Here is a 22,550-nt window from a genome sequence, read left to right as displayed (position 1 = left end):
CCCGCCACCCCCCTAAACCGCGGTGTGGCCCGGGGGGGGGCGTGGGTGCGCCCCCCCCCCCCCGCGGGGGGGGTGGGGGCCTTACACGCACGCCCCGCACCCCACCGAAAACGCTGTCGTCAGGCGACGATCAGATAGATCCCGTACGCCACCGCCGCCGCGCACAGCGCGAAGCAGGCGTACGCGCCGGTGCGCGCCAGGGCCGCGGAGCCGCCGCCCGATGCGGCCGCCGCCTCCTGCTTGGCGAGGCCGACGATGCCGAGGGTGAACAGACCCACCAGGGCCACCGTCACCGCGAGGCTGACTCCGAAGACGGAGCCGAGAGCTGCCCAGTCGATGCTCATGCTGATCTGTCCTTACACCGTCGCGGGCCTGGCGGGATCCGCCATGGCACCGGTCGTGGTCGTGGTCGGGGCCGAGACGGTGGCCTTGACCGGGTCTTCGGAGGCGACGGCCGCGGCGGCCGTGGTGCCCGCGGGGGGCGGCGGGGTGACGGCGGCGATCGCGGTGGTCACGACGCCCGCGGGCTCAGTGTCCGCGCTGTCCGCGCCGATCTCGTCGGCGGTGACGTTCGTGTGGTCGACGGCGTTGCGCCGGGACAGCACCCAGATCACGGACGATCCCGCGACCAGGAGCGCGGCGGTGGCCGTGATGCCCCAGGGGCCCTGCTTGGTGAGGAACTCGGCGCCCGCGCCGACCAGACCGGCGGCCGGCAGCGTCAGGCCCCAGGCGACGAACATCCGGGTCGCGGTCGACCAGCGGACCACGCCGCCCTTGCGGCCGAGGCCCGCGCCCATCACGGCGCCGGAGCAGGACTGGGTGGTGGAGAGCGAGAAGCCCAGGTGCGAGGAGGCGAGGATGACCGTCGCGGCGCTGGTCTGGGCGGCGAAGCCCTGCTGCGGCTGGAGGTCGGTGAGGCCCTTGCCCATGGTGCGGATGATGCGCCAGCCGCCGAGGTACGTGCCGAGCGCGATGGCCACACCGGCCGAGACGATGACCCACAGCGGGGGGTTCGCGCCGGGGTTCAGGACGCCGCCGGTGACCAGGGCGAGCGTGATGATGCCCATGGTCTTCTGCGCGTCGTTCGTGCCGTGTGCCAGCGAGACGAGGCCCGCGGAGGCGATCTGTCCGGCGCGGTAGCCCTTGGCGGTCGCCTTGGTGTCGGTGTTGCGGCCGATGCGGTACGTCAGTCGCGTGGCCAGCATCGCGGCGAGACCCGCCACGAGCGGCGCCGCCAGGGCGGGCAGCAGGACCTTGGTGACGACGGTGCCGCCGTTGATCGACGACCAGCCCATCGACATGACGGCGGCGCCGATGAGGCCGCCGAAGAGGGCGTGCGAGGAGCTGGAGGGCAGGCCCACCAGCCAGGTCAGCAGATTCCAGAGGATCGCGCCGACGAGCGCGGCGAAGATGACCTCTGTTTTGAGGCCGTCCTCATTGACGATGCCGCCGGAGATCGTCTTGGCGACTTCGACGGAGAGGAAGGCGCCGACGAGGTTGAGCACGGCGGACATGGCCACCGCCGTCTTGGGCTTGAGAGCGCCGGTCGAGATGGTCGTCGCCATCGCGTTGGCAGTGTCGTGGAAACCGTTCGTGAAATCGAACACGAGAGCGGTGACGATCACGATCCCGAGGAGAAGCGTGATGTGTTCCATTTACCCAGGCTTCTGTTGGACGTCAGTGGCATGTGGAACGTAGGCAACCTGGGTGAACGGAAAGTGAACTGGGCCGGGCCGTGCGGTGACCCAAAGCGGAGTGCCTCCGCTCCGTATGCATCAGGTGTCTGACGACGATCGTACGGAGCGGTGGCGCGAGGCCCGGAATCTGGGCGGAGTGTCGGCTTCCGCCGCCCTTCGGCTACCCCTTGGCGAACCGCTTCAACTGGGCCGTCGAGCCATTGAAGAGATTCTGATCACCCGGAAGCCCGCCGCGGTTGTCGTACTGCCAGAACGTCCAGTACGCCCAGCCCCTGGGCAGCGACCCGGCCGACGACGACCAGCGCGCGAGCCACAGGGCGTGGTTCGACGCGAAGGCCCGGCTGCCGCCCGTGCAGTCGTTCCACCACTTGGCGGTCGTGTAGATCACCGGGCGGCGTCCCGTCTGGCGCCTGACCTCGTTGCTGAAGGACTGGATCCAGCCGACCATCCTGCCCTTGCTGAGGCCGTAGCACTTCCGTGAGCTGTACGGATTGTGCTCGATGTCGAGCGCGGGCGGCAGCGTCCAGCCGTCCGCGCGCCAGCGCCCGCCGTGGTTCAGGAAGTACCGGGCCTGGGTCGTGCCGGACGACTTGCTCGGCACCGCGAAGTGGTAGGCCCCGCGGATCAGGCCGGCATTGCGCGAGCCGTTGTACTGCTGGGTGAAGTAGGGGTTGCGGTAGGTGTGGGACTCGGTCGCCTTCACATAGACGAACCGGGCGCCCTTGTTCTTCGCCTTCTGCCAGTTCACGTTCTTCTGGTGCGAGGACACATCGTGCCCCCGCGGCTTGCCCGCCGCCGAAACCGGAATCTCGGCAAGGGCGGTCCCGCCGATCGCGAGTGCCGCTACGGATGCCGCGACGAGACGCGCGCGACGACGGGACGGTGTGTGTTCACGAGCCATATTTCCCCCCGGATGGCGACGTGCACGACAAATCTCCCAGAGGGTACTGGAAGATCATCCAATGCCCGTCCGTCACCAGCCAATGATTGTCAGAGGGCGATGTATGCCCATATAAGGCCCCATGGACGCCTGCCCCGCGCCCTATGGCGACCGTCGCCCGGCTGGCAGGATCACCGCATGACTGAGCAGCGACAGGACGCGGTGCGGGACCCCGGACAGGACGCCGTCGAGCGGGCGTGGGCCGAGCTGGTGGAGACCGCCTGCAGGACGGTGCGGGACGGCCTGGTCGTCGGCACATCGGGCAACGTCTCCGTACGGGTCGGCGACACCGTCCTGGTCACCCCGAGCGGCGTGCCCTACGACCGGCTCACCGCCAAGGACGCGGTCGGCGTCGACCTCCAAGGGCGGCAGCTCATCGGCGACCTCTCGCCCACCAGCGAGCTGCCCATGCACCTCGCGATCTACCGCAACACCGCCGCGGGCGCCGTGGTCCACACCCACGCCGTGCACGCCACGGCCGTCTCGATGCTCGTGCCCGAGCTCCCCGCGGTCCACTACATGACGGGCATCCTCGGCGGCCCCGCCCGCGTCGCTCCGTACGCCCTGTACGGAACGGAGGAGTTGGCCGAGAACATGCTGCACGCCCTGCGCGACCGCACAGGATGCCTCCTCCAGAACCACGGAACGGTCACATACGGAGACTCCCTGTCCCAGGCGTACGACCGCACGGCCCAACTGGAATGGATGTCCCGCCTCTGGCTCACCGCAAGCTCCCTGCCGGCCCACACCCCCACACTCTTGTCCCCGGTCCAACTACGTGAAGCGGAGGAGAGGCTGCGGGGGTACGGACAGCGGCGGGACTGAGGGCGCCCCGCCTCGCCGAGTCACCCCGCGGACCCCGCCCACTGGCCGCAAGGCCCCCCGCCCCAGACACTGGACCCGTGCGCCCAGCCAAAGCGACGGCAGCAGCCGTAACCGTAGCCACCGGAGTCACCGCCGCCCTAGGCGCAGCCGCGATCGCCGCGGGCAGGTTCGCCAGCGACGCCGCCCTGAAGGCCCCCGCGGGCCGCCCCCTGCCGACGGAGCCCCGCCTCACGGTGCACGCCACGGCCGCGGGCCAGATCACCCTGACCCGCGCCCTCGCCAGCCTCCGCCCCGGCACCTACGGCCTCAGCGGCGACGGCACGCACGCCGTCGTCGGCCCTGTCCTGGAGTCGGCCCCGCACGAGGCGGACACCGTCGTACGCCGCCTGGAAGCCGTCACCCACGGCTCCCTGGAACCCGGCGCGAAGGTCTGGCTCACCCCGCAGGTCCACATCGGCGACCCGCACGCCGCCCTCGGCATCGACCACGCCGACGTCGACATCCCCGGCGAACTGGGCGGCCTGCCCGCCTGGTTCGTGCCCGGCGCCCGCGACACCTGGGTCATCGCCGTGCACGGCCTCGGCACGACCCGCGAGCACCCCATGGTCGTCATGGACTTCCTGCACCGCCAGCAGTTCCCCGTGCTCGCCCTCGCCTACCGCGGCGACCTCGGCGCGCCCCGCTCGCCGGACGGCCTCGGCCACCTCGGCGAGACGGAGTGGCGCGACCTGGACGCCGCCATCCGCTACGCCGTGCGCTACGGCGCCGAGCGCGTCGTCCTGCACGGCTGGTCCACGGGCGCCGCCATGGCCCTGCACGCCGCGGCCCACTCCGCGCTGCGCGACCGCGTCAGCGGTCTGGTCCTCGACTCCCCGGTACTCAACTGGGAGACCACGCTGCGCGCCCTCGCCGCGGCCCGGCGCACCCCGGGACCGCTCCTTCCGCTTGCGGTCCGTGCGGCCCAGGGCCGCACCGGTCTGCGCGGCGACCGCACCCTGGAGGCCGCCGACCCCGATGTGCTCAAGGTCCCGACCCTGCTCGTGCACGGGCCCGACGACGTCATCGCGCCCTGGTCCCTCTCCCGTCGACTGGCCGAACAGCGCCCGGAACTGGTCACGTTGCACACCGTGCACGACGCGCCCCACGGCGCCATGTGGAACGCCGACCCGGCGGGTTACGAAGAGGCCCTGCGCCGCTTCCTCACCCCGCTGATGTGAGCCCCGACGTGACCGTTCGAACCCCCTGAAGCGACCGTTCGAGACCACCTCCCGAACGCCTCCGTCGCCATTCCGTTTGGGTTTTCCGACCGTCAACAGGAAGACTGCTCCTGTGACGTCCCGTACCCCGCGCGACTCCAGGCTCCGACTTGTCCGCGCTCCCTACCCGAGAGCCGAGAAGCGAGGAGAGACCCCGCGCGACGCAGCGCGCCCCCTTTCCGCCGCCCCGGGCGCGGTGAGCGACCGCCGTGCGCGCCGTCCCGCGCCCCGTCCGCCCGAGGGCACACCCGCGCCCGCGGAGCTTGCCAGCGGAGCCCGCGCCGGCCTCGCCGCCGCCGTACGGGTCGCACGCTGGGCCGACGCGGCCCTGCGCCCCGGCCCCCGCCCTCCGTCGGCCGCGCCCGACGGCCCCGGCAGCGGCACCCTGTCCGACGCCACCGCCGAACGGGCCGCCGCCGAACTGGGACTGACCCCGGATCAGGTCCGGGCCGACTGGGACACCGCACGCCTCGCGGGCCTCGTCGAGGTGCACGGCGACAGCGCCCGCCCCGGCTGGCGGCTGCGCGCCTGGGACCGCGACGACACCGCCGTACTGCGCGGCTGGGTCGCCCTCTTCGACGCCTGGTCGCTGGCCCACCCCGCGCCCCCGCGCCTGGCCCCCGCGGCGGTCGCCGAGGTCGTCGAGGCCATGCCGCAGGTCCTCTCCTTCCTGCAGCTGTCCGCGGGCCCCGTCCCCGTGCCGCAGCTCCTCGACCTCCTGGACCAGCGCGTCACGGAACTGCGCACCGAACGCTGCGAGATTCCGTACGGCCCGCCCGTCTCCCACCACCACCCTTCCAAAGAGGCCCTGCGGGCCGCCCCCCTCGACCAGCCCGACCCCGCCGACTGCCTCGGGGACACCCCGCTGCCGGTCCTCCTGGACTGGGCCCTGTGCGGCCTCGCCGCCGTCGGCGCCCTGACCTACGCCGACGGCCAGGCCACCCTCACCCCGCTCGGCAGCTGGGCGGTCTGGGTCAAGCTGGAGCAGATCTGCGTCGCCGCGCAGAGCCCCGCCGGGCACATCGAGCAGTCCGCGGAGGACATGCTGCGCGGCTGCGCCCGCCTGCGCCCCAACGCGGCCCGCGCCGAATACCGCGCCTGGCTCGCCGCCCGCCCCGTCGGCAGCGCCGTCACCGACCTCCTCACCGCCGCCCGCGGCGAGGACGCCCTCCTTCGCGGCCTCGCCTTCGAGGCCCTGCGGGTGGTCGGCGCCCCGGCCGAGGCGGAGGTCAGGGCCGTCGTCGACGAGGCGTCGCTGCGTCCCTACGCCCTGCTCTGGCTCGCCGAGCAGGAGGGCGCCGACCCGGAGGACGTCCATCTCGTGCTGACCCGCGAGGAGTCCACCTGGCTGTGGATCGACACCGCGGCGGCCGTCGCGGACCACGGCGAGGCCCAGGTCCTCGTCCGTCACCTGGACTCGGCGGTCCAGCCCACCGTCCCCGCGCTCCTCGACGAGGTGCGCCGCGCGGGCCACCCCCGCACCGTCCAGGTCCTGGTCGCCCTCGCCGCGGCCCACCCCGACCCGACGCTGGCCAAGGCGGTGCGCCGCGCGGCCTTCCAGGTGCACACCGGCGGGGAGTGACCGGAGCGGGGCGGGCCGGGCCGCCGCCCCGCCGCCTCAGGCCCGCGTCTCGGGGGCGTACGTGCCGAAACTCCATACGTTGCCCTCGGTGTCCCGTGCCATGTAGTCCCGGGAGCCGTAGTCCTGGTCGGTCGGGGGCATCAGGATCTCCGCGCCGTGCTCCTTGGCCCGCTGGTGGTGGGCGTCGACGTCGTCCACGACGACGTACACGCCGCACGGCCCCGCGTCCTTCATCGTCCGGTCGAAGAGGCCGCCCCTGCCCTGGGAACCGAGCATCACCGCGCCGTTCCCATAGGTCAGTTCGGCGTGCATGACGCTGCCGTCCTCGCCCTCGTACACACTCGCCTCGGTGAAGCCGAACGCCTCCGTCAGCTGCTGGATCGCGGCCTTCGCGTCCGCGTACAGCAGGGTGGGGAAGATGCTCGGCCGTCCACTGTCGTCGCCTGTCATGCCGATCGCTCCGATCCATGAAAAGTGATCTGCTTCACACGCTTTCCACAGTCTTGCACCCGGCACTGACAACGCCCCGCCGCAGCCCGCGGCCCGCTCAGCGGAAGGTGTTGCACTGCCCCATGTCGCCGGTGCGATAGCCCTGGTAGAACCACTGCTGGCGCTGCTCGGCCGAGCCGTGCGTCCAGGACTCGGGGGTGACCCGGCCCTGGAACCGCTCCTGGATCCGGTCGTCGCCGACCGCGGCCGCCGCGTCCAGGCCGTCGCGGATGTCGTCGTCGGTGAGGCTGCTGATCAGCGGCTTGCCCGTGCGGTCGTCCGGGCTGCGGGTCGCGTGCCGCGCCCACACCCCGGCGTAGCAGTCCGCTTGCAGCTCGACCTTCACCGCGTTGCTGTCGCGGCCCGTGCGCCCGTCCTGCGAGCGCTGCAGCGTCCCCATCAGGTTCTGCACGTGGTGGCCGTACTCGTGGGCCACCACGTACGCCTGCGCGAAGGGCCCGCCGTTGGACCCGAACTTCGTCCGCAGCTCGTTGAAGAAGCCCAGGTCCAGATAGACCTTCCGGTCGCCGGGGCAGTAGAAGGGGCCGACCGCCGACGACGCCGCGCCGCAGGCGGTGCCCACCCGGTTGGTGAACAGGACTGTCTGCGCGGGGGAGTACGTCGCGCGCCTGCGCTGGAACTCCGGGCGCCAGAAGTCCTGGACGCTGTTGACCACCGCGACGATGCGGCAGTCCTCCTTGGCGTTCGCGTCCCGGCCCTTGCGACAGCTCTGCTGCACCTGCGCGATGGACGAGGACGAGGCGGCGGGCTCCTCGTTGCCGGAGGAGAGGCCCAGCTGTTCGGGACCCACTCCGAAGAAGAGCCCCAGGAGCAGCGCGATCAGACCGGCGATGCCACCGCCGACCGTCGCCTTGCCGCCGGGGATCCGACTGCCGCGCACATCCTGGACCTCCGAGGTGTCCAGGTCGGCGTCGTCGTCGAACTGCATGGGCGCACCCCTCTGCCGCGCATCCGGGACGGCACACGTCGCCCCGCACCGAGCTATCGGCCACTTCATCCTGATATGCCCGCTCCCGCCGGGCGCCGGGCGGAGGTCCGAACGGGGGACGCGGACCGCTCCCCGCGCCGTGTCGCGACGGCACGCGGCACCCGCCGCGAACCCCGCGGCTACGCTCTGCGCCTGATCCAAGGGCAGTGGGTCCGGCCTGATCCGAGGCAGTGGGTCCGCAAGGGCAGTGGTTCCGAAGGGGGGCGTCATGTCCGCTCTGCCGGTCGAGGCGACCGACACAACCGCACCGCCGTCCGGGGCCACCGCACCGGCGGCAGGCCTGCCCGCCCAGGCAGGCGCCCCGCACCCCGAGACCCGCACACCCCGCCCCCCGGCGCCCCGCCGCGGCACCCGGTTCGCGCTCCCCGTCGCCCTCGCCCTCCTCGCCGTGCCGCTCATCACCGCCGCCCACCACTCGCGCCCCGCCCCCTACGGAGACCACCTCACCGTCCACGCGCGCGTGGCGGACGCGGAGCGCGCCGCAGTGCCCGCGCTGCGCACGAAGGGGCGGGCCGTCCAGGCGTACGACCCGGAGAGCGGTGGCGTCCGGTGGACGTACACGCGCGAAGGGCAGCGGCCGCTCAGGACGCTCGGTGCGCCCGGGCACGCCTTCACGCTCTGGAGCGACGGCCTGGTCACCGACACCGCGCGGGCCGACGGCGGCTCCGTGCGCTGGCACCGGGCCGTGCCCGGCAGCGCGGGCTGGCTGCGCGGCCCGGCGGCCCGCGGCGGCGCGGGAGTCCTGCAGCCGCTCACCTCGGGCGCCCGCATGCTGGCCGTCGTCACCCCGCACCGCATCGCCGCCTACCGCACCGCGGACGGTGATCTGCGCTGGGTGCTGCCCGCCAGGACCGGCTGCGCCTTCGAACCGTCCCGCTCCGTGCGCACCGGCGGCGCGCTCCTGGTCGCACAGCCCTGCGCGGGCCCGGCCACCTCATGGACGGCCCAGCTCATCGCCGTGGACGACTACGGCAGAATCGTTCCCGGCCGTACACCGCTGGGCAACGGGGACCTCGGGCCGGAAAACTAGTTGCGGGGGCCCGTTAGACTGGCTGCCATGGCAGCTCCTCTCCTCAGTTGGACGGCATAGACACCGGTCCCGAGTACCTCAGTCGTCCCTCTCGCCGTCCACTCTGCTCAGGAGTACCCCCGTGATCACCGCTTCCGGCATCGAGCTGCGCGCCGGCGCCCGCATCCTCATCGAGAACGCCACCTTCCGCATCGCGAAGGGCGACCGCATCGGCCTCGTCGGCCGCAATGGGGCGGGCAAGACCACCCTCACCAAGTGTCTGGCCGGTGAGGGCATCCCGGCCGCCGGCACGATCGCCCGCTCCGGAGAGGTCGGTTACCTCCCGCAGGACCCCCGCACCGGCGACCTCGACGTGCTCGCCCGCGACCGCATCCTCTCCGCGCGCGGACTCGACGTACTGATCCGCAAGATGCGCGAGAACGAACAGCGCATCGCGAACGGTTCGGGCGCCACGCGCGAGAAGGCCCTCAAGCAGTACGAGCGCCAGGAGACGGAGTTCCTCACCAAGGGCGGGTACGCCGCCGAGGCCGAGGCCGCCACCATCGCCGCCGCGCTCAACCTCCCCGACCGCGTGCTCGGCCAGCCCCTGCACACGCTCTCGGGTGGTCAGCGCCGCCGTATCGAGCTGGCCCGCATCCTCTTCTCGGACGCCGACACGCTCCTCCTGGACGAGCCGACCAACCACCTCGACGCCGACTCGATCGTCTGGCTGCGCGACTACCTGAAGACGTACCGCGGCGGCTTCATCGTGATCTCCCACGACGTCGACCTCGTCGAGACGGTCGTCAACAAGGTCTTCTACCTGGACGCCAACCGCTCCGCGATCGACGTCTACAACATGGGCTGGAAGCTCTACCAGCAGCAGCGCGAGTCCGACGAGAAGCGCCGCAAGCGCGAGCGCCAGAACGCCGAGAAGAAGGCCGCGGCGCTGCACTCGCAGGCCGACAAGATGCGCGCCAAGGCCACCAAGACCGTCGCCGCGCAGAACATGGCGCGCCGCGCCGACAAGCTCCTCGCGGGCCTCGAAGAGGTGCGCCAGAGCGACAAGGTCGCCAAGCTGCGCTTCCCGGAGCCCTCGCCGTGCGGCAAGACGCCGCTCATGGCCGAGGGGCTCTCGAAGTCGTACGGCTCCCTGGAGATCTTCACCGACGTCGACCTCGCCATCGACAAGGGCTCGCGCGTCGTCATCCTCGGCCTCAACGGCGCGGGAAAGACCACCCTGTTGAGGCTGCTCGGCGGTGCGGAGAAGCCCGACACCGGCCAGGTCATCGAGGGCCACGGCCTCAAGCTCGGCTACTACGCCCAGGAGCACGAGACGCTCGACCCCGAGCGCACGGTCCTGGAGAACATGCGCTCGGCCGCCCCCGACCTCGACCTCGTCGAGGTGCGCAAGACGCTCGGCTCGTTCCTCTTCTCCGGAGACGACGTCGACAAGCCCGCCGGTGTGCTCTCCGGTGGTGAGAAGACCCGTCTCGCGCTCGCGACCCTCGTCGTCTCGTCCGCGAACGTGCTGCTCCTCGACGAGCCCACCAACAACCTCGACCCGGCGAGCCGCGAGGAGATCCTCGGCGCGCTGCGCACCTACAAGGGCGCGGTCGTCCTCGTCACGCACGACGAGGGCGCGGTGGAGGCCCTCCAGCCGGAGCGGATCATCCTGCTGCCCGACGGTGTCGAGGACCTGTGGGGCCAGGACTACGCGGACCTCGTCGCCCTCGCCTGAGCCCTGTCCCGCGCGTGTGGCGCGGGCGTCCGGCCGGGCCCGGCGGCCCGGCCGGGGGTGTCCACGGCGCTTGATCGAACCACTGATCCACTGGGTATGGATCATTCGGCCGATCCGTGATCCCTCATCTGTGTGAGCTGTCCTCGTACCGAGGTGTGCCCTACACGGATTTCGTCGCCTTCCTGGCAGGGGAGTCGTTCCTTCTCCTGCCACGTCGCTGACCTGGCTCTTCGTCCCGCAACCCGTTCGGCCGTATCGAATCAGGCACGCGGAATCGTTAATTCCGCTCGTGGTGGCCGCTTCTGGAGCGGCAAACCTTGTCGTACGGACCTTGCCGAATGGGTGGCCAGGAAGCCCGGGAGGGGTGATCATGAGAAGTCCAGAGCGCACTTCCCATGAGGAGGCACGGGTGGCCGAGACTCTGAAGAAGGGCAGCCGGGTAACCGGCGCCGCGCGCGACAAGCTCGCGGCAGACCTGAAGAAGAAGTACGACGGCGGTGCGAGCATCCGGGCGTTGGCCGAAGAGACCGGCCGCTCGTACGGTTTTGTGCACCGGATGCTCAGCGAGTCCGGCGTCACGCTGCGGGGACGCGGCGGGGCGACGCGAGGCAAGAAGGCCGCCGCCGGCTGAACAGCAGGCGGCACGCTGTCCAGTGGTCCGATGGTGACCACCCGGTCGATCCGCTGATCGGTCGGGTGGTTACTGTGCAGTCACTTACGGGCGCTCCCTGTGCGCCCGGTCCGACTGCATCCCATCGGAGGCACCCATGGCTTCGTCCGACAGCGAGCTCGCACCGGTTCTCGACAAGGACGGCGTACGCCTCACCATCGACGAGGCCGTCGCCACGGTGACACTGGCCAACCCGGCCAAGCGCAACGCCCAATCTCCCGCGCTGTGGAGGGCGTTGGCGGAGGCCGGCCAGCTGCTGCCGGGCAGCGTCCGCGTCGTGGTGCTGCGCGGCGAGGGCAAGTCCTTCTCCGCGGGCCTCGACCGGCAGGCGTTCACGCCCGAGGGCTTCGACGGCGAGCCGTCCTTCGTCGATCTGGCACGCGGCGACGACGACGTCCTGGACGCCACCATCGCCGAGTACCAAGAGGCGTTCACCTGGTGGCGGCGGAGCGACATCGTGTCCATCGCCGCCGTCCAGGGGCATGCCATCGGCGCGGGCTTCCAGCTGGCGCTCGCCTGCGATCTGCGGATCGCGGCGGACGACGTGCAGTTCGCCATGCGCGAGACCAGCCTGGGCCTGGTCCCCGACCTCACCGGCACGCATCCGCTGGTGGGGCTCGTCGGCTATGCCCGCGCGCTGGAGATCTGCGCGACCGGACGCTTCGTGCACGCGGACGAGGCCGAGCGCGTGGGCCTCGCCAATCTCGTCGTGCCCGGCGGTCAACTCGACGCCGCCGCCAAGGACTTGGCCGCCGCGCTCGTCGCCGCGCCGCGGGACGCCGTCATCGAGACCAAGGCGCTGCTGCAGGGTGTCGCGGGCCGTACGTACGAGGAACAGCGCGTCGCCGAGCGTGCCGCGCAGGGCCGCCGACTGCGCGACCTCGCGGGCCTCGGCGACTGACGCAGGTACGCCTCTGCCGGTGCGTTCCTAGTCCACCCCGGTGACCAGGACGGCCACCGAAGGGTGGTCCTGAAGGGCGGCGCCGACCGCCGCGCGGACCGCGAGTGCCACGTCAAGGGCGCGGTGTTCCCGGTCCGTCGCGATCTCCACGCGCACGTGCCGGCGCGGCAGGGCGTCCGGCTCCGTGTGCTCCTCCAGGTGCACGGCCCGGCCGAGCACCTCGGTCAGCCGGGTCACCCCGGGCACCGAGAGGGCGGCCCGCGCGGCCTGTGCCGCCGCGCCGTCGCTCTCGGGTTCCGCCGCCGGGGGCGCTTCCCCGGCCGGTACGTCGCCGGGGGCCGTGCCCTCGTCAAGCAGGGCCGCCACCCGCAGATCGACCTCGTCGACCACCAGGCCGAGCCGGTCCGCCGCCGCCGCGAGGGCCGACCTCAGCCGCGCCGCCGTGGCGGGCAGCGGCTCCGTCGCCGAGGCCGCCACCTCCGCCGTGATCCGCAGCGACCCCGGCGGCAGGGCGCTCGGCGGTGGCGGCACCGCGGCGGCGTACGCCCGGCCGGGATCGGCGCGGGCGATCCGCAGAACGCCCAGGTGAACGCCCGTCACCCCGTGCGCCGCACGGCGCAGCACGGTGCCCGCCGCCGACTCCGTCACCCATGTGCCGTCCGCGGCACCGCCCAGCGGCAGCACCCGGCCCAGACCGAGCCTGCGGCGTACCGCCTGGGCCCACCCGTCACCCGTCATGGCCCCAGCCTGCCGCATCCCCGGCGCGCTGCCGCGCAACCGCACTTAGTGTGGGCAAAGGAGTAGATCCCCTTTCGACATCCCCTTTCGAAACGGACGGGACGGCGATGACCGACACCGGACAGCGGAACACGTCTCAGACGATGGAGAAGGAATCCCCGGACGAGACCACGGGGAAGGCCACGACCAGGCGCGGCGGCGGCGACCCGGCCACCCGCGGGCGCACCACCATCGCGGACGGCGTGGTGGAGAAGATCGCCGGGCTCGCCGCGCGCGACGTGGTCGGCGTGCACGCGATGGGCGGCGGACTCGCCAGGACCTTCGGGGCGGTGCGCGACCGTGTCCCCGGCGGCTCCAAATCGGTCACGCGCGGTGTGAAGGCCGAGGTCGGCGAGGTGCAGACGGCGCTCGACCTGGAGATCGTCGTCGACTACGGCGTGTCGATCGCCGATGTCGCGCACGACGTACGGGAGAACGTGATCGCGGCCGTCGAGCGCATGACGGGACTCGAGGTCGTCGAGGTCAACATCGCGGTGAGCGATGTGAAGCTGCCGGACGAGGACGAAGACGAGCCCCAGGGCCGTCTCCAGTAGGACGTCTCCCTAAGGAGCGCACGATGAGCATGGCCGTGATCGGCATGGTGGCCGGAATGGCCCTCGGCTTCGCCGGATACTTCGGCGGGTTCGGGGCGTTCCTCCTGGTGGCCGCCCTGGGCGCCATCGGGTTCGTGGCGGGACGGTTCCTCGAGGGGGACCTGGAGCCCGGCGAGTTCTTCCGCACCCGCGGCGACCGGCGGCGGTGAGCGGTGGCGGCACAGGTCGTGCCCGGGGAGCGCGGCGCGACCCGGATCGCCGACCGGGTCGTCGCGAAGATCGCCGCGCGCGCGGCGCGTGAGGCGCTGGACGCGGTGCCCGCCGACGGCTCGCCGCCGCACGCCACGGTCTCCGTCAGCCACGACACCGCCCGCGTCCGCATCAGCCTCGAACTGGACTATCCCTGCGACATCGGCGGCCAGTGCGGTGCCGTGCGTCGCCATGTCGCCCAGCGGGTAAAGGCGTTGGCGGGAATGGATGTGCCCGAGGTGGCGGTCCAGGTGGAGCGGCTGCACTCGGCGCAGGTACGCGCCGCGGCACAGGGGAGGACACGATGAGTGAACCCCAAGGGGGCGGCGGCACCCGCCCGCTGCCGGTCATCGAACAGGCCGGGCAGCCCGAGAGCGAGCTGGGCCAGTCGGCATCGGCGGCCGCCTACCGGCCGCTGCCCACCCTGTCGGAGGACGACGAGAGGGCGGGCCGCTTCTGGTCGCCGCGCCGGGTGCCCGCGGCCCTGCTCGCGCTGCTGGTCCTGGGCGGCGCCGGGCTGCTCCTGTACGACGTCGTCGCCGTGCGGGCCGACTATCCCGCGATGCGGTGGCGGCGCGAACTCGCCCGCCAGCTCGGCGAACGGCCCCTGGACGACACCGCGGTGCTCGTCGGCGCCGCCGTCGCCGCGCTCGCCGGGGTGTGGCTGATCGTGCTCGCCGCGACGCCCGGCCAGCGCGCGATCCTGCCGATGCGCCGCACGCACTCCGACGTACGCGCGGGACTGCACCGGGGCGCCGCCGCCATGGTGCTGCGCGACCGGGCCATGGACGTGTCGGGCGTGCAGTCGGTGCGGGTCCGCATGACCCGCTCCAAGGTCGATGTGCGGGCCGTCTCGCACTTCCGTGAACTCGACGACGTACGCGGCGACTTGGACGCCACGCTCGCCGACGGCATCCGCGATCTGGGCCTGGCCCGCGCCCCGGGCCTCGCGGTCCATGTGGCGCGGCCCGGCAGGAAGGCGTGAGGGCGATGCTGCGGACCGTCAACCGCGTACTGCTCGGTCTCGCCGGGCTCGTGCTGCTCGCCGTCGGCGGCTCCGCGCTCGCCGTGGGGCTGGGCGTGCCCCCGCCCTCCTGGTGGATCCACGACGACCGGCACGACGTCCTGGTCAGCGCCGCCGACCGGGCGCGCTGGCGGGACGACGGATGGTTCTGGCCGACGGTGATCGGCGGCCTCGCCGTGGTCGTGCTGCTCGCGCTGTGGTGGCTCTCGGCGCAGCTGCGCAGGCGGCGGCTCGCGGAGGTCCTGGTGGAGACCGGCGACGGCGAGGGCGCGCTGCTGCGCGGGCGCGCCATGGAGAACGTACTGACCGGCGAGGCCGAGACGCTGGAGGGCGTGGCGCGCGCCCAGGTCGTCCTGACCGGGCGGCGCAGCACGCCGTCGGCGCGCGTGGAGCTCGTACTGGAACCGCACGCCACGCCGTCGGACGCGCTGCACCGCCTGTCCGCCGACGCGCTCGCGCACGCCCGTGACTCGGCGGGGCTCGCGAGCCTGCCGGCCACCGTGCGGCTGCGCGGCGTCAAGCACCGTGCCGAACGCGTGAGTTGACGCGGCGGGGCCGGTCCGGCGCGGTCAGAAGCCGTGCCGCGCCCCGCCGTCCACCGGCACCATGACGCCCGTCACGTACGACGCCGCGGGCGACAGCAGGAACGCGGCGGTGCGGCCGAACTCCTCCGGAGTGCCGTAGCGGCGCAGCGGAATGCCCGACTCGTTCGCGGTGCGGGTGGCCTCCGGGTCCGGCGAGAGGCCGTCCAGCTGGCGCATCCGGTCCGTGGCGATGCGGCCGGGCAGGACGCCGACGACGCGGATGCCGCGCGGGCCGAGTTCGTCGGAGAGGGACTTCGCGAACCCGGCGAGACCCGGGCGCAGTCCGTTCGAGATCGTCAGGCCGGGGATCGGCTCGTGCACCGAACCGGACAGCACGAAGCCGATGACGCCGCCGTCGCCGAGCGCCGCCGCCGCGGCGCGCGCGAGGCGCACGGCACCGAGGAAGACGGAATCGAACGCCGACTGCCACTGCTCGTCGGTGTTGTCCGCGACGAAGCCGGGGGCGGGCCCGCCGACGCTGATCAGGACGCCGTCGAGGCGCCCGAAGTGCTCGCGGGCCGCGGCGACCAGACGGTCCGCGACGGCCGGGTCGGCGTTGTCCGCCGCGACGCCCACCGCGTTCGGCCCGAGCTCGGCGGCCGCCTCGGCGACGGTCTTCTCGTCGCGGCCGGTGACGACGACCCGCGCACCGTCGGCGACCAGCTCACGCGCGGTGGCGTTGCCGAGGCCGCGGGTGGCGCCGGTGACTACGTAGACACGGTCTTTCAGTCCAAGATCCATGGCCCCTATCCTCCCGCGCCCCCGCCGAAGAGCGCGAGGGCGGTGCCCACGAGTCCGATATGGCTGAATGCCTGCGGGAAGTTGCCCAGCTGCCGGCGGGCCACCGGGTCGTACTCCTCGGCGAGGAGTCCCACGTCGTTGCCCAGCCCCACCAGCCGTTCGAACAGCTCGCGCGCCTCCCGGGTGCGGCCCGACAGCTGCAGCGCGTCCGCCAGCCAGAAGGAACACACCAGGAAGGTGCCCTCGCGGCCCGGCAGTCCGTCGACGTCCGTGCCGTCCGCGGTGTAGCGGCGCAGCAGGCCGTGGTGGCCCAGCTCGTCGCGGACCGCCTCGATCGTGCCGAGGACGCGCGGATCGTCGGGCGGCAGGAAGCCCACGCGCGGGATGAGCAGCAGGGCGGCGTCCAGCTCGGCGGAGCCGTAGAACTGCGTGAAAGTGTTCCGCTCCGCGTCGTAGCCCCGCTCGCACACCTCCTGGTGCACCTCGTCCCGCAGCTTGCGCCAGCGGGCCGTCTCGCCGCGCAGCCCGGGCTCCTCCTCCAGTGCGCGTACGGTGCGGTCGGCGGCCACCCACACCATCACCTTCGAGTACACGAAGTGGCGGCGCGGGCCGCGCACTTCCCACAGTCCCCGGTCGGGTTCCCGCCACTTCTCCTGCAGCGACTTCAGCAGGCGCAGCTGCAGGTTCCAGGCGTGCGGACGGGTGGGCAGGCCCGAACGGTGCGCGAGGGCAAGGGAGTCGACGACTTCGCCGTACACGTCGAGCTGCAGCTGGTGCGCGGCGTCGTTGCCGATGCGCACCGGCGCGGAGCCCGCGTAGCCGGGCAGCCAGGGCAGTTCGTACTCGGGAAGGCGCCGCTCGCCGGCGAGGCCGTACATGATCTGCAGATCGTCGGGGTTGCCCGCGACCGCGCGCAGCAGCCAGTCGCGCCACGCCTCGGCCTCCTCCGAATAGCCCGCCGAGAGCAGCGCGCCCAGGGTGAGGGTGGCGTCCCGCAGCCAGCAGTAGCGGTAGTCCCAGTTGCGTACGCCGCCGACCTCCTCGGGCAGCGAGGTGGTGGGGGCGGCCACGATGCCGCCGGTCGGCGCGTAGGTGAGGGCCTTGAGGGTGATCAGGGAGCGCATGACGGCGTCGCGGTGCGGCCCGTCGTAGCGGCAGTGCGCGGCCCAGGCCCGCCAGTCCGCGAGGCTGTCGCGCAGCGAGTCGTGCGGATCGACGAGTGCGGGACGCGGCTCGTGCGAGGGATGCCAGGTCAGGACGAACGCGACCTGCTCGCCCTGTTCGACGGTGAACTCGGAGTGGGTGCCGAAGTCCTGGCCCCAGGTGTGTACGGGCGGCTCGCTGCGCAGCCACACGGAGTCGGGCCCCGCGACGGCCACCCGGTGGTTGTCCGTCCTGCGCATCCACGGCACCACCGAGCCGTAGTCGAAGCGGAGCCGCAGCGTGCTGCGGACGGTGACGCGGCCCTTCAGGCCCTCGACGATGCGTACGACATCGGGGGCGCGGTCCCGCTGCGGCATGAAGTCGGTGACGCGGACGGAGCCGTCGTCGGTGTCCCACTCCGAGTCGAGGACGAGGGAGTCGGAGCGGTAGGCGCGCCGGGTGCAGGGACCGGCGCCCTCGGGGGCGATGCGCCAGTGGCCGTTCTCCTCGTCGCCGAGCAGCGCGGCGAAACAGGCGCCGGAATCGAACCGGGGCAGACACAGCCAGTCGACGGAGCCGTCCCGGGAGATCAGGGCGGCGGTCTGGTGGTCGCCGATGAGCGCGTAGTCCTCGATGGGGTGGGGCACGGTGGAACGGGTTCCCGATGCGGGCCCGCGCCAACCGGGACCTTGGGGGCCGCGGGGCGCCTACGCGGGGGTCGGAGTGGCCTCCACGGCGGGCGCGGCGGCCGCCGCCGCGCGATCGCGCCGCTCCCTGCGGACCAGGATCACCCATCCGACGGGGACGCCCGCGGCGAACAGCCACCACTGAACGGCGTACGCCATGTGCGGACCGATCCCGCTGTGGTCGGGCCCGCCGATCAGCTGGGGGGAGCCGTCGCTCGCTCCGGGCGAGGTCAGCTGGATGTACCCGCCGAGCACCTGCTTGCCGAGGGCGTCGGCCTGCTGGCCGCTGCTGATCAGCATGATCTGACGGTCCGGCAGGCCGCGGACGTCCTTGATGCCGCTGGCCGCGGACGTCTCGTCGGCCATCAGACGGCCGGTGACGGTGAGCGTGCCCTTCGGTGCGGCGGGGATCTTCGGGAACGAGGTCTGCGGTCCGTCGGCCGGGATCCAGCCGCGGTTGACCAGCAGGACCTTGCCGTCCTCCAGGACGAAGGGGGTCAGGACGTGGAAGCCGACCTCGTCGTCGGCGTTGGTGCGGCGCCGCACGACGACCTCGTGCTTCGTGTCGAACGTGCCCTTGGCGCTCACCCGGCGGTACAGGTCGGACTTGGGCACCTCGTGGCCGGGCGAGGTGAGCTTCTCGGCGGGGACCGGGTCGGCCGCCAGCGCGTCGGTGACCCGCTGGTTCTGCGCGACGCGGTGTTCGTGCCGGTGCAGCTGCCAGAAGCCGAGCTCAACCATCACCGGGATGAGGACGAGGGCGACGAGGGTGAGGATCACCCACTGCCGGGACAACAGGAAGCGGTACACCCCACGACGGTACAACTACCGGCATGGGGTGCCTGGGGGTGGGGTCGGATGGAGCGGCGGGGGCTCGGGGCGCGGGTCAGACCTTGTCGACGATGCCCACCCGCCCCTCCGCGCGCGAGCAGTGGGCGCCGCAGTACCAGTGGCCGTCGACCTCGACGCCCTGGCCGATGATGCGGCACCGGCAGTGCTCGCAGATGGGCGCCATGCGGTGGATGGCGCAGGAGAAGCAGTCGAAGACGTGCACCGCGCCCTGCGCGTGCACTTCAAAGGACATGCCGTAGTCGTTTCCGCAGACCTCGCAACGTGCCATGCGCCACAGGGTGGGACGCCGGTGCGGTGCCAGGCGAGTGGTCGGCGGGCGAGTCGCCCGGCAATCACCCGTCTGACGCCGCCTCTGCCCGTCACCCCTCCGACGCGGGCGCCACGTCCTGGAGGAGCTGTCCGAAGGCCGCCTCGTCGATCACCGGAGTGCCGAAGGAGCGCGCCTTGGTGGTCTTGGAGGTGCCGGAGTCCGGGTCGTTCGTGACGAGCAGGCTGGTGAGCCGGGACACGCTCGTCGCGATGTGCAGTCCCGCGTCCACGGCACGGTCCTCCAGGAGCTCGCGTTCCACGGAGGTGTCTCCGGAGAAGGCGACCCGCATGCCCTGCTTGAGCGGTTTGCCCGGTTCGTAACGCCCGGGGTTCGGGTACGGGCACGGCGGCCGCTTGCGCGAGGGGCGCCAACTCCCGGGCCGGTACGACGCGGAGGGCGTCGGGCCGGTCGGCTGGCGGACGATCCGGGGCGCGCCGTCGGACCACTCGGTGAGCGGGCGGCACTCCAGGAGCGGCAGGCGGACATTGCCGCCGGCGGCCGCGAGCAGGCTGGGCCGGAACGCCTCGGCGAGCACGCGCGCGTCGTCGAGTGCGTTGTGCGCGTGGCGCTGCTCGACGCCGAAGTGCGCGGCCAGGGACTCCAGCTTGTGGTTGGGCAGCGGGAGCGCCAGCTCCTTGGAGAGCGCGATGGTGCACAGGCGCTGACGCACGGGGGCGGTGCGCTCCGCGCGCGCGTACTCCCTGGCGATCATCGACCAGTCGAAGACCGCGTTGTGCGCGACCAGGACGCGGCCGTCGAGGCGGGCCGCGAACTCCTCGGCGACGTCCTTGAAGAGCGGCGCGTCCTTGAGCATCTCGCTGGTGAGGCCGTGGATCCAGACGGGGCCCGGGTCGCGCTGGGGGTTGACCAGTGTGTACCAGTGGTCCTCGATCTCGCCCCTGGCGTCCACCCGGTAGACGGCGGCCGACACTATGCGGTCGTCGCGGGCAAGGCCTGTGGTCTCGACGTCGACGACCGCGTACCCCGTTGGATACGCGGCCGGCCAGGGGGTGGCGGACGCTGCGGTCGTGCGGTCTTCGAGCATGGTCCATGAGGATACGGGCCGCGACTGACAGTCAGGTCCCCCGGTCCGGCCGCTCCCGGCCGGGAGGTCCGAGAAGCCCCGTCACCAGAGCCTTGACGGACGTGGTGAACAGGGCCTCGGGATCGAGGGGTCCGGCCAGCGCGCGGGCGAGCGCGCCGTCCCGCTCCGCCGTCTCCGTGGTCCACAGTTCGTCCTCGCCGGGGCGCTGGACAGGGGCGCGTTCCCGGTTGCGCTCGACCAGGACGTGGCCGACGACGTGCACCTGGACGGCGCGGACGGCGTCGGCCGCGCGGGCGCCGCGCAGGCCCGCCGCGTGCACCTCGTGGACCAGGGCGCGCTGGGCGGGCAGGAACATCCGTTCCGTGAGGCCCCGTTCGTGGACCATGGCGACGAGGTGCGGATGGTCGCGCAGCTGGCGGCGCAGGGCGCGCGCCACGGAGACGATGCGCCGGTCGGGGGTGGCTCCGGAGGGGCGGATCTCGCCGAGGTCGGCGACGGTGCGTTCGACGAGGGCGTCCAGGAGCGATTCGCGGTTGCCGACGTGCCAGTAGATCGAGGTGACGGCGGTGCCGAGCTCGGCGGCGAGCTTGCGCATGGTCAGGGCGCCCGGGCCGTGCTGCTTCACCAGGTTCGCGGCGGCGGCGAGCACGTCTTCCCGGTTCAGATGTGTACGCGTCTCTTTACCCTTCACGGGTCCTGTTGTAACTGTGTTACAGAACCTCCCGCAAGTCCCCGCAGCGGACCCGAGTCCGCGTCGACGAAGGGCGGTACGACATGACACGCATCCGGTACGGGGCGCGCACCGAGGCGGAGATCGCCGCCGCGCGCGCCGCGAGTTCCAAGCTCCCCGACATCTGGTCCACCGGTGTGGTGGCGGTCTGGGAGAGCGATCCCGACGCGGTCGCGGCGGTCCTGCCGCCGCCGCTGAAGCCCACCGGGCGGCCCCTGGTGCGGGCCGGCATCAGCAAGGTCGACCTGCCCGGCTATCCGCTGGGCGCGGGTTCGGTGGCCGTCGCCGCCGAGCACGGGGGAGTGTCCGGCTGGTACCCGCTGGTGATGCCGATGACCCACGAGCGGGCCCTGACCGGCGGGCGCGAGGTCTTCGGGGAGCCGAAGAAGCTCGGCGAGGTCGAGGTGGAGCGCGACGGCCTGGTGGTGCGGGCCTCGCTCGCCCGGCACGGCATCGCCTTCGTGGAGGTGCGCGGCGCGGTCAGCGGCGCCCTGCCGCTCCCGGAGCCGGCACAGAAGACCGACTTCTACTTCAAGTTCCTTCCCGCGGTGGACGGTTCGGGCTTCGACGGCGAACCGGTGCTCGTGCACTGCGTACGCAACGAGAAGGTCCGCAAGCTGGAGGGCATCACGGGGGACGTCGTCCTGCGCGAGTCGATGTACGACCCGGTGGCCGATCTGCCGGTGCGCGCCGTCGTCGACATCACCATCGGCGAGAAGACCACCGACCAGCAGGGCCGCGTCGTCGAGCGCGTCAGCGCCCAGGCACTGCTGCCCTACATCCACCAGCGCTACGACGACCCCGCGCAGATCCTCGACGGACCGCCCGAGGGGAGCGTCTGAGATGGACCTGCGCGAAGGGCAGGTCGCCGTCGTCACGGGCGCGGCGAGCGGCATCGGGCTCGCCATGGTGCGGCGGTTCGCGGCACAGGGCCTGAAGGTGGTCCTCGCGGACGTCGAGGAGGGTGCCCTGGAGAAGGCGGCCGCCGCCCTGCGCGAGGACGGGGCGACGGTGCACGCGCGCGTGGTCGACGTCGGCGCGCGCGAGCAGGTCTTCGCGCTCGCCGACGAGGCGTACGAGAAGTTCGGCGCCGTCCATGTGCTGTGCAACAACGCGGGCGTCGGCTCGGGCGCCGAAGGCCGGATGTGGGAGCACGAGCCGAACGACTGGAAGTGGGCCTTCGAGGTCAACGTGTGGGGCGTCTTCCACGGCATCCAGGCCTTCGTGCCCCGGATGATCGCGGGCGGCGAGCCAGGGCATGTCGTCAACACCTCCTCCTCCGACGGCGGCATCGCGCCGCTGCCCACCGCCTCCGTGTACGCGGTCACGAAGGCCGCCGTCGTGACGATGACGGAGTCGCTGTACGCGCATCTGAAGGCGGAGCACGCGCGCGTGGGCGCCTCCGTGCTCTTCCCCGGGCCGCACATGCTGCGCACGGGCCTGTGGGAGTCGCACCGCAACCGGCCCGAGCGGTACGCCAAGTCCCGCCCCCGCAGGACCCCTTACCGCAGCCTCGACCAGTGGGAGGCCGCGATGAAGGACGCGGGCCAGGAGGTGGAGTTCACACCCGTCGAGCAGGTCGCGGACTTCGTGGCGGAGGGGATCACGAAGGGCCGCTTCTGGCTGCTGCCCGAGAGCGAGCACAGCGACGGGCAGATCAAGGCCAGGTCCGCCTCGATGCTGGCGCGCGCCAACCCGGCGTACCTGGAGAGCTTCATTCTCGACTAGGGAGTCGC

Annotated in this window: 26 protein-coding genes; 14 read left to right on the top strand and 12 right to left on the bottom strand. The window is 72.5% G+C overall.

Annotated elements, in window-relative coordinates; translation table 11 throughout:
- Nucleotides 1-119 precede the first annotated feature (119 nt).
- From ACFWZ2_RS32365 to ACFWZ2_RS32355, 3 genes are all read right to left on the bottom strand, one after another.
- Nucleotides 120-344: a hypothetical protein gene (locus ACFWZ2_RS32365; protein WP_384551739.1), complete on the bottom strand. Its 225-nt coding sequence runs from the start codon at nt 342-344 to the stop codon at nt 120-122.
- A gap of 12 nt (nt 345-356) precedes the next feature.
- Complete coding sequence (locus ACFWZ2_RS32360; RefSeq protein ID WP_384551737.1) at nt 357-1,655, bottom strand: anion permease; 1,299 nt, start codon at nt 1,653-1,655, stop codon at nt 357-359.
- Between the two features lie 202 nt (nt 1,656-1,857).
- Entirely contained in the window at nt 1,858-2,598 is a 741-nt protein-coding gene (locus tag ACFWZ2_RS32355) for a lysozyme (protein ID WP_384551735.1), read from the bottom strand.
- Nucleotides 2,599-2,775: 177 nt separating this feature from the next.
- Between ACFWZ2_RS32355 and ACFWZ2_RS32350 the strand changes: the two genes are divergently transcribed.
- The 3 genes from ACFWZ2_RS32350 to ACFWZ2_RS32340 all read left to right on the top strand — a co-directional run bounded on the left by ACFWZ2_RS32350 (nt 2,776) and on the right by ACFWZ2_RS32340 (nt 6,300).
- Entirely contained in the window at nt 2,776-3,462 is a 687-nt protein-coding gene (locus ACFWZ2_RS32350; protein WP_384551733.1) for a class II aldolase/adducin family protein, read from the top strand.
- A 77-nt stretch (nt 3,463-3,539) separates the two neighbouring features.
- Complete coding sequence (locus tag ACFWZ2_RS32345) at nt 3,540-4,679, top strand: alpha/beta hydrolase (protein WP_384551731.1); 1,140 nt, start codon at nt 3,540-3,542, stop codon at nt 4,677-4,679.
- Between the two features lie 112 nt (nt 4,680-4,791).
- The gene (locus tag ACFWZ2_RS32340; protein ID WP_384551729.1) at nt 4,792-6,300 is read left to right on the top strand and encodes a hypothetical protein; all 1,509 of its coding nucleotides are present in this window, start codon (nt 4,792-4,794) and stop codon (nt 6,298-6,300) included.
- A 36-nt stretch (nt 6,301-6,336) separates the two neighbouring features.
- On the opposite strand, the gene ACFWZ2_RS32335 is transcribed toward ACFWZ2_RS32340, so the two are convergent.
- Both ACFWZ2_RS32335 and ACFWZ2_RS32330 read right to left on the bottom strand, forming a co-directional pair.
- Nucleotides 6,337-6,750 carry a VOC family protein gene (locus ACFWZ2_RS32335; RefSeq protein WP_384551727.1) on the bottom strand — a complete coding sequence of 138 codons (414 nt, stop codon included), beginning with the start codon at nt 6,748-6,750 and terminating at the stop codon, nt 6,337-6,339.
- A 97-nt stretch (nt 6,751-6,847) separates the two neighbouring features.
- The gene (locus tag ACFWZ2_RS32330) at nt 6,848-7,738 is read right to left on the bottom strand and encodes a neutral zinc metallopeptidase (RefSeq protein ID WP_384551725.1); all 891 of its coding nucleotides are present in this window, start codon (nt 7,736-7,738) and stop codon (nt 6,848-6,850) included.
- Between the two features lie 268 nt (nt 7,739-8,006).
- Between ACFWZ2_RS32330 and ACFWZ2_RS32325 the strand changes: the two genes are divergently transcribed.
- The 4 genes from ACFWZ2_RS32325 to ACFWZ2_RS32310 all read left to right on the top strand — a co-directional run bounded on the left by ACFWZ2_RS32325 (nt 8,007) and on the right by ACFWZ2_RS32310 (nt 12,119).
- Nucleotides 8,007-8,828 carry a hypothetical protein gene (locus ACFWZ2_RS32325; RefSeq protein ID WP_384551723.1) on the top strand — a complete coding sequence of 274 codons (822 nt, stop codon included), beginning with the start codon at nt 8,007-8,009 and terminating at the stop codon, nt 8,826-8,828.
- 121 nt (nt 8,829-8,949) lie between these two features.
- The gene (gene abc-f, locus ACFWZ2_RS32320) at nt 8,950-10,548 is read left to right on the top strand and encodes a ribosomal protection-like ABC-F family protein (protein WP_384551721.1); all 1,599 of its coding nucleotides are present in this window, start codon (nt 8,950-8,952) and stop codon (nt 10,546-10,548) included.
- Nucleotides 10,549-10,957: 409 nt separating this feature from the next.
- The gene (locus ACFWZ2_RS32315; RefSeq protein WP_055550175.1) at nt 10,958-11,179 is read left to right on the top strand and encodes a helix-turn-helix domain-containing protein; all 222 of its coding nucleotides are present in this window, start codon (nt 10,958-10,960) and stop codon (nt 11,177-11,179) included.
- 136 nt (nt 11,180-11,315) lie between these two features.
- Nucleotides 11,316-12,119, top strand: coding sequence for an enoyl-CoA hydratase/isomerase family protein (locus tag ACFWZ2_RS32310; protein WP_384551719.1), 804 nt, complete (start codon nt 11,316-11,318; stop codon nt 12,117-12,119).
- Nucleotides 12,120-12,146: 27 nt separating this feature from the next.
- On the opposite strand, the gene ACFWZ2_RS32305 is transcribed toward ACFWZ2_RS32310, so the two are convergent.
- A complete protein-coding gene (locus ACFWZ2_RS32305) occupies nt 12,147-12,857 on the bottom strand; it encodes a nucleopolyhedrovirus P10 family protein (RefSeq protein WP_384551717.1) in 711 nt (236 codons plus the stop codon).
- A gap of 107 nt (nt 12,858-12,964) precedes the next feature.
- On the opposite strand from ACFWZ2_RS32305, the gene ACFWZ2_RS32300 reads away from it, so the two are divergent.
- Genes ACFWZ2_RS32300 through amaP form a run of 5 tightly spaced genes read left to right on the top strand, consistent with a single transcriptional unit; the run spans nt 12,965 to nt 15,268 of the window.
- Entirely contained in the window at nt 12,965-13,450 is a 486-nt protein-coding gene (locus ACFWZ2_RS32300; RefSeq protein ID WP_384551715.1) for an Asp23/Gls24 family envelope stress response protein, read from the top strand.
- Between the two features lie 23 nt (nt 13,451-13,473).
- Nucleotides 13,474-13,659 carry a hypothetical protein gene (locus ACFWZ2_RS32295; protein ID WP_369212482.1) on the top strand — a complete coding sequence of 62 codons (186 nt, stop codon included), beginning with the start codon at nt 13,474-13,476 and terminating at the stop codon, nt 13,657-13,659.
- Nucleotides 13,660-13,662: 3 nt separating this feature from the next.
- Entirely contained in the window at nt 13,663-14,007 is a 345-nt protein-coding gene (locus ACFWZ2_RS32290) for a hypothetical protein (RefSeq protein ID WP_384551713.1), read from the top strand.
- Nucleotides 14,004-14,684: a DUF6286 domain-containing protein gene (locus ACFWZ2_RS32285; RefSeq protein WP_384551711.1), complete on the top strand. Its 681-nt coding sequence runs from the start codon at nt 14,004-14,006 to the stop codon at nt 14,682-14,684. The genes ACFWZ2_RS32290 and ACFWZ2_RS32285 overlap by 4 nt, the downstream gene beginning before the upstream one ends.
- Nucleotides 14,681-15,268 carry an alkaline shock response membrane anchor protein AmaP gene (gene amaP, locus ACFWZ2_RS32280; protein WP_384551709.1) on the top strand — a complete coding sequence of 196 codons (588 nt, stop codon included), beginning with the start codon at nt 14,681-14,683 and terminating at the stop codon, nt 15,266-15,268. Before ACFWZ2_RS32285 ends, amaP begins: the two co-directional genes overlap by 4 nt.
- Before the next feature lie 24 nt (nt 15,269-15,292).
- Here the strand turns inward: amaP and ACFWZ2_RS32275 are convergent, their stop codons facing one another.
- The 6 genes from ACFWZ2_RS32275 to ACFWZ2_RS32250 all read right to left on the bottom strand — a co-directional run bounded on the left by ACFWZ2_RS32275 (nt 15,293) and on the right by ACFWZ2_RS32250 (nt 20,775).
- Nucleotides 15,293-16,048 (bottom strand): SDR family oxidoreductase, encoded by a 756-nt coding sequence (locus tag ACFWZ2_RS32275; RefSeq protein WP_384551707.1) that lies wholly within the window; start codon nt 16,046-16,048, stop codon nt 15,293-15,295.
- A 5-nt stretch (nt 16,049-16,053) separates the two neighbouring features.
- The gene (locus tag ACFWZ2_RS32270; RefSeq protein WP_384551705.1) at nt 16,054-17,838 is read right to left on the bottom strand and encodes a glycoside hydrolase family 15 protein; all 1,785 of its coding nucleotides are present in this window, start codon (nt 17,836-17,838) and stop codon (nt 16,054-16,056) included.
- 60 nt (nt 17,839-17,898) lie between these two features.
- The gene (locus tag ACFWZ2_RS32265) at nt 17,899-18,687 is read right to left on the bottom strand and encodes an SURF1 family protein (RefSeq protein WP_384551703.1); all 789 of its coding nucleotides are present in this window, start codon (nt 18,685-18,687) and stop codon (nt 17,899-17,901) included.
- A gap of 76 nt (nt 18,688-18,763) precedes the next feature.
- Nucleotides 18,764-18,997 (bottom strand): hypothetical protein, encoded by a 234-nt coding sequence (locus tag ACFWZ2_RS32260; protein WP_188339667.1) that lies wholly within the window; start codon nt 18,995-18,997, stop codon nt 18,764-18,766.
- A gap of 91 nt (nt 18,998-19,088) precedes the next feature.
- Entirely contained in the window at nt 19,089-20,084 is a 996-nt protein-coding gene (locus ACFWZ2_RS32255; RefSeq protein ID WP_384551700.1) for a DEDDh family exonuclease, read from the bottom strand.
- 31 nt (nt 20,085-20,115) lie between these two features.
- Complete coding sequence (locus ACFWZ2_RS32250; protein WP_384551698.1) at nt 20,116-20,775, bottom strand: TetR/AcrR family transcriptional regulator; 660 nt, start codon at nt 20,773-20,775, stop codon at nt 20,116-20,118.
- An 83-nt stretch (nt 20,776-20,858) separates the two neighbouring features.
- Between ACFWZ2_RS32250 and ACFWZ2_RS32245 the strand changes: the two genes are divergently transcribed.
- Both ACFWZ2_RS32245 and ACFWZ2_RS32240 read left to right on the top strand, forming a co-directional pair.
- Nucleotides 20,859-21,656, top strand: a complete 798-nt coding sequence (locus tag ACFWZ2_RS32245) for an acetoacetate decarboxylase family protein (RefSeq protein WP_384551696.1) — start codon at nt 20,859-20,861, stop codon at nt 21,654-21,656.
- 1 nt (nt 21,657) lies between these two features.
- Nucleotides 21,658-22,542: an SDR family NAD(P)-dependent oxidoreductase gene (locus ACFWZ2_RS32240; protein WP_384551694.1), complete on the top strand. Its 885-nt coding sequence runs from the start codon at nt 21,658-21,660 to the stop codon at nt 22,540-22,542.
- Nucleotides 22,543-22,550 lie beyond the last annotated feature (8 nt).

The organism is Streptomyces sp. NPDC059002, assembly GCF_042740435.1.
Lineage (GTDB): Bacteria > Actinomycetota > Actinomycetes > Streptomycetales > Streptomycetaceae > Streptomyces.
The sequence above is the reverse complement of the archived record's forward strand: the minus strand, read 5'-3'. Positions and strand labels throughout refer to the sequence as shown.

Excerpts from the sequence above, each read along its gene's own strand:
- ACFWZ2_RS32350 (WP_384551733.1), top strand. The coding sequence starts at position 2,776 with ATGACTGAGCAGCGACAGGACGCGGTGCGGGACCCCGGACAGGACGCC.
- ACFWZ2_RS32240 (WP_384551694.1), top strand. The coding sequence starts at position 21,658 with ATGGACCTGCGCGAAGGGCAGGTCGCCGTCGTCACGGGCGCGGCGAGC.
- ACFWZ2_RS32305 (WP_384551717.1), bottom strand. The coding sequence starts at position 12,857 with ATGACGGGTGACGGGTGGGCCCAGGCGGTACGCCGCAGGCTCGGTCTG.
- ACFWZ2_RS32330 (WP_384551725.1), bottom strand. The coding sequence starts at position 7,738 with ATGCAGTTCGACGACGACGCCGACCTGGACACCTCGGAGGTCCAGGAT.
- ACFWZ2_RS32295 (WP_369212482.1), top strand. The coding sequence starts at position 13,474 with ATGAGCATGGCCGTGATCGGCATGGTGGCCGGAATGGCCCTCGGCTTC.
- ACFWZ2_RS32310 (WP_384551719.1), top strand. The coding sequence starts at position 11,316 with ATGGCTTCGTCCGACAGCGAGCTCGCACCGGTTCTCGACAAGGACGGC.
- ACFWZ2_RS32365 (WP_384551739.1), bottom strand. The coding sequence starts at position 344 with ATGAGCATCGACTGGGCAGCTCTCGGCTCCGTCTTCGGAGTCAGCCTC.
- ACFWZ2_RS32355 (WP_384551735.1), bottom strand. The coding sequence starts at position 2,598 with ATGGCTCGTGAACACACACCGTCCCGTCGTCGCGCGCGTCTCGTCGCG.
- ACFWZ2_RS32245 (WP_384551696.1), top strand. The coding sequence starts at position 20,859 with ATGACACGCATCCGGTACGGGGCGCGCACCGAGGCGGAGATCGCCGCC.
- ACFWZ2_RS32260 (WP_188339667.1), bottom strand. The coding sequence starts at position 18,997 with ATGGCACGTTGCGAGGTCTGCGGAAACGACTACGGCATGTCCTTTGAA.
- ACFWZ2_RS32335 (WP_384551727.1), bottom strand. The coding sequence starts at position 6,750 with ATGACAGGCGACGACAGTGGACGGCCGAGCATCTTCCCCACCCTGCTG.
- ACFWZ2_RS32300 (WP_384551715.1), top strand. The coding sequence starts at position 12,965 with ATGACCGACACCGGACAGCGGAACACGTCTCAGACGATGGAGAAGGAA.
- ACFWZ2_RS32285 (WP_384551711.1), top strand. The coding sequence starts at position 14,004 with ATGAGTGAACCCCAAGGGGGCGGCGGCACCCGCCCGCTGCCGGTCATC.
- ACFWZ2_RS32255 (WP_384551700.1), bottom strand. The coding sequence starts at position 20,084 with ATGCTCGAAGACCGCACGACCGCAGCGTCCGCCACCCCCTGGCCGGCC.
- ACFWZ2_RS32360 (WP_384551737.1), bottom strand. The coding sequence starts at position 1,655 with ATGGAACACATCACGCTTCTCCTCGGGATCGTGATCGTCACCGCTCTC.
- ACFWZ2_RS32325 (WP_384551723.1), top strand. The coding sequence starts at position 8,007 with ATGTCCGCTCTGCCGGTCGAGGCGACCGACACAACCGCACCGCCGTCC.
- ACFWZ2_RS32275 (WP_384551707.1), bottom strand. The coding sequence starts at position 16,048 with ATGGATCTTGGACTGAAAGACCGTGTCTACGTAGTCACCGGCGCCACC.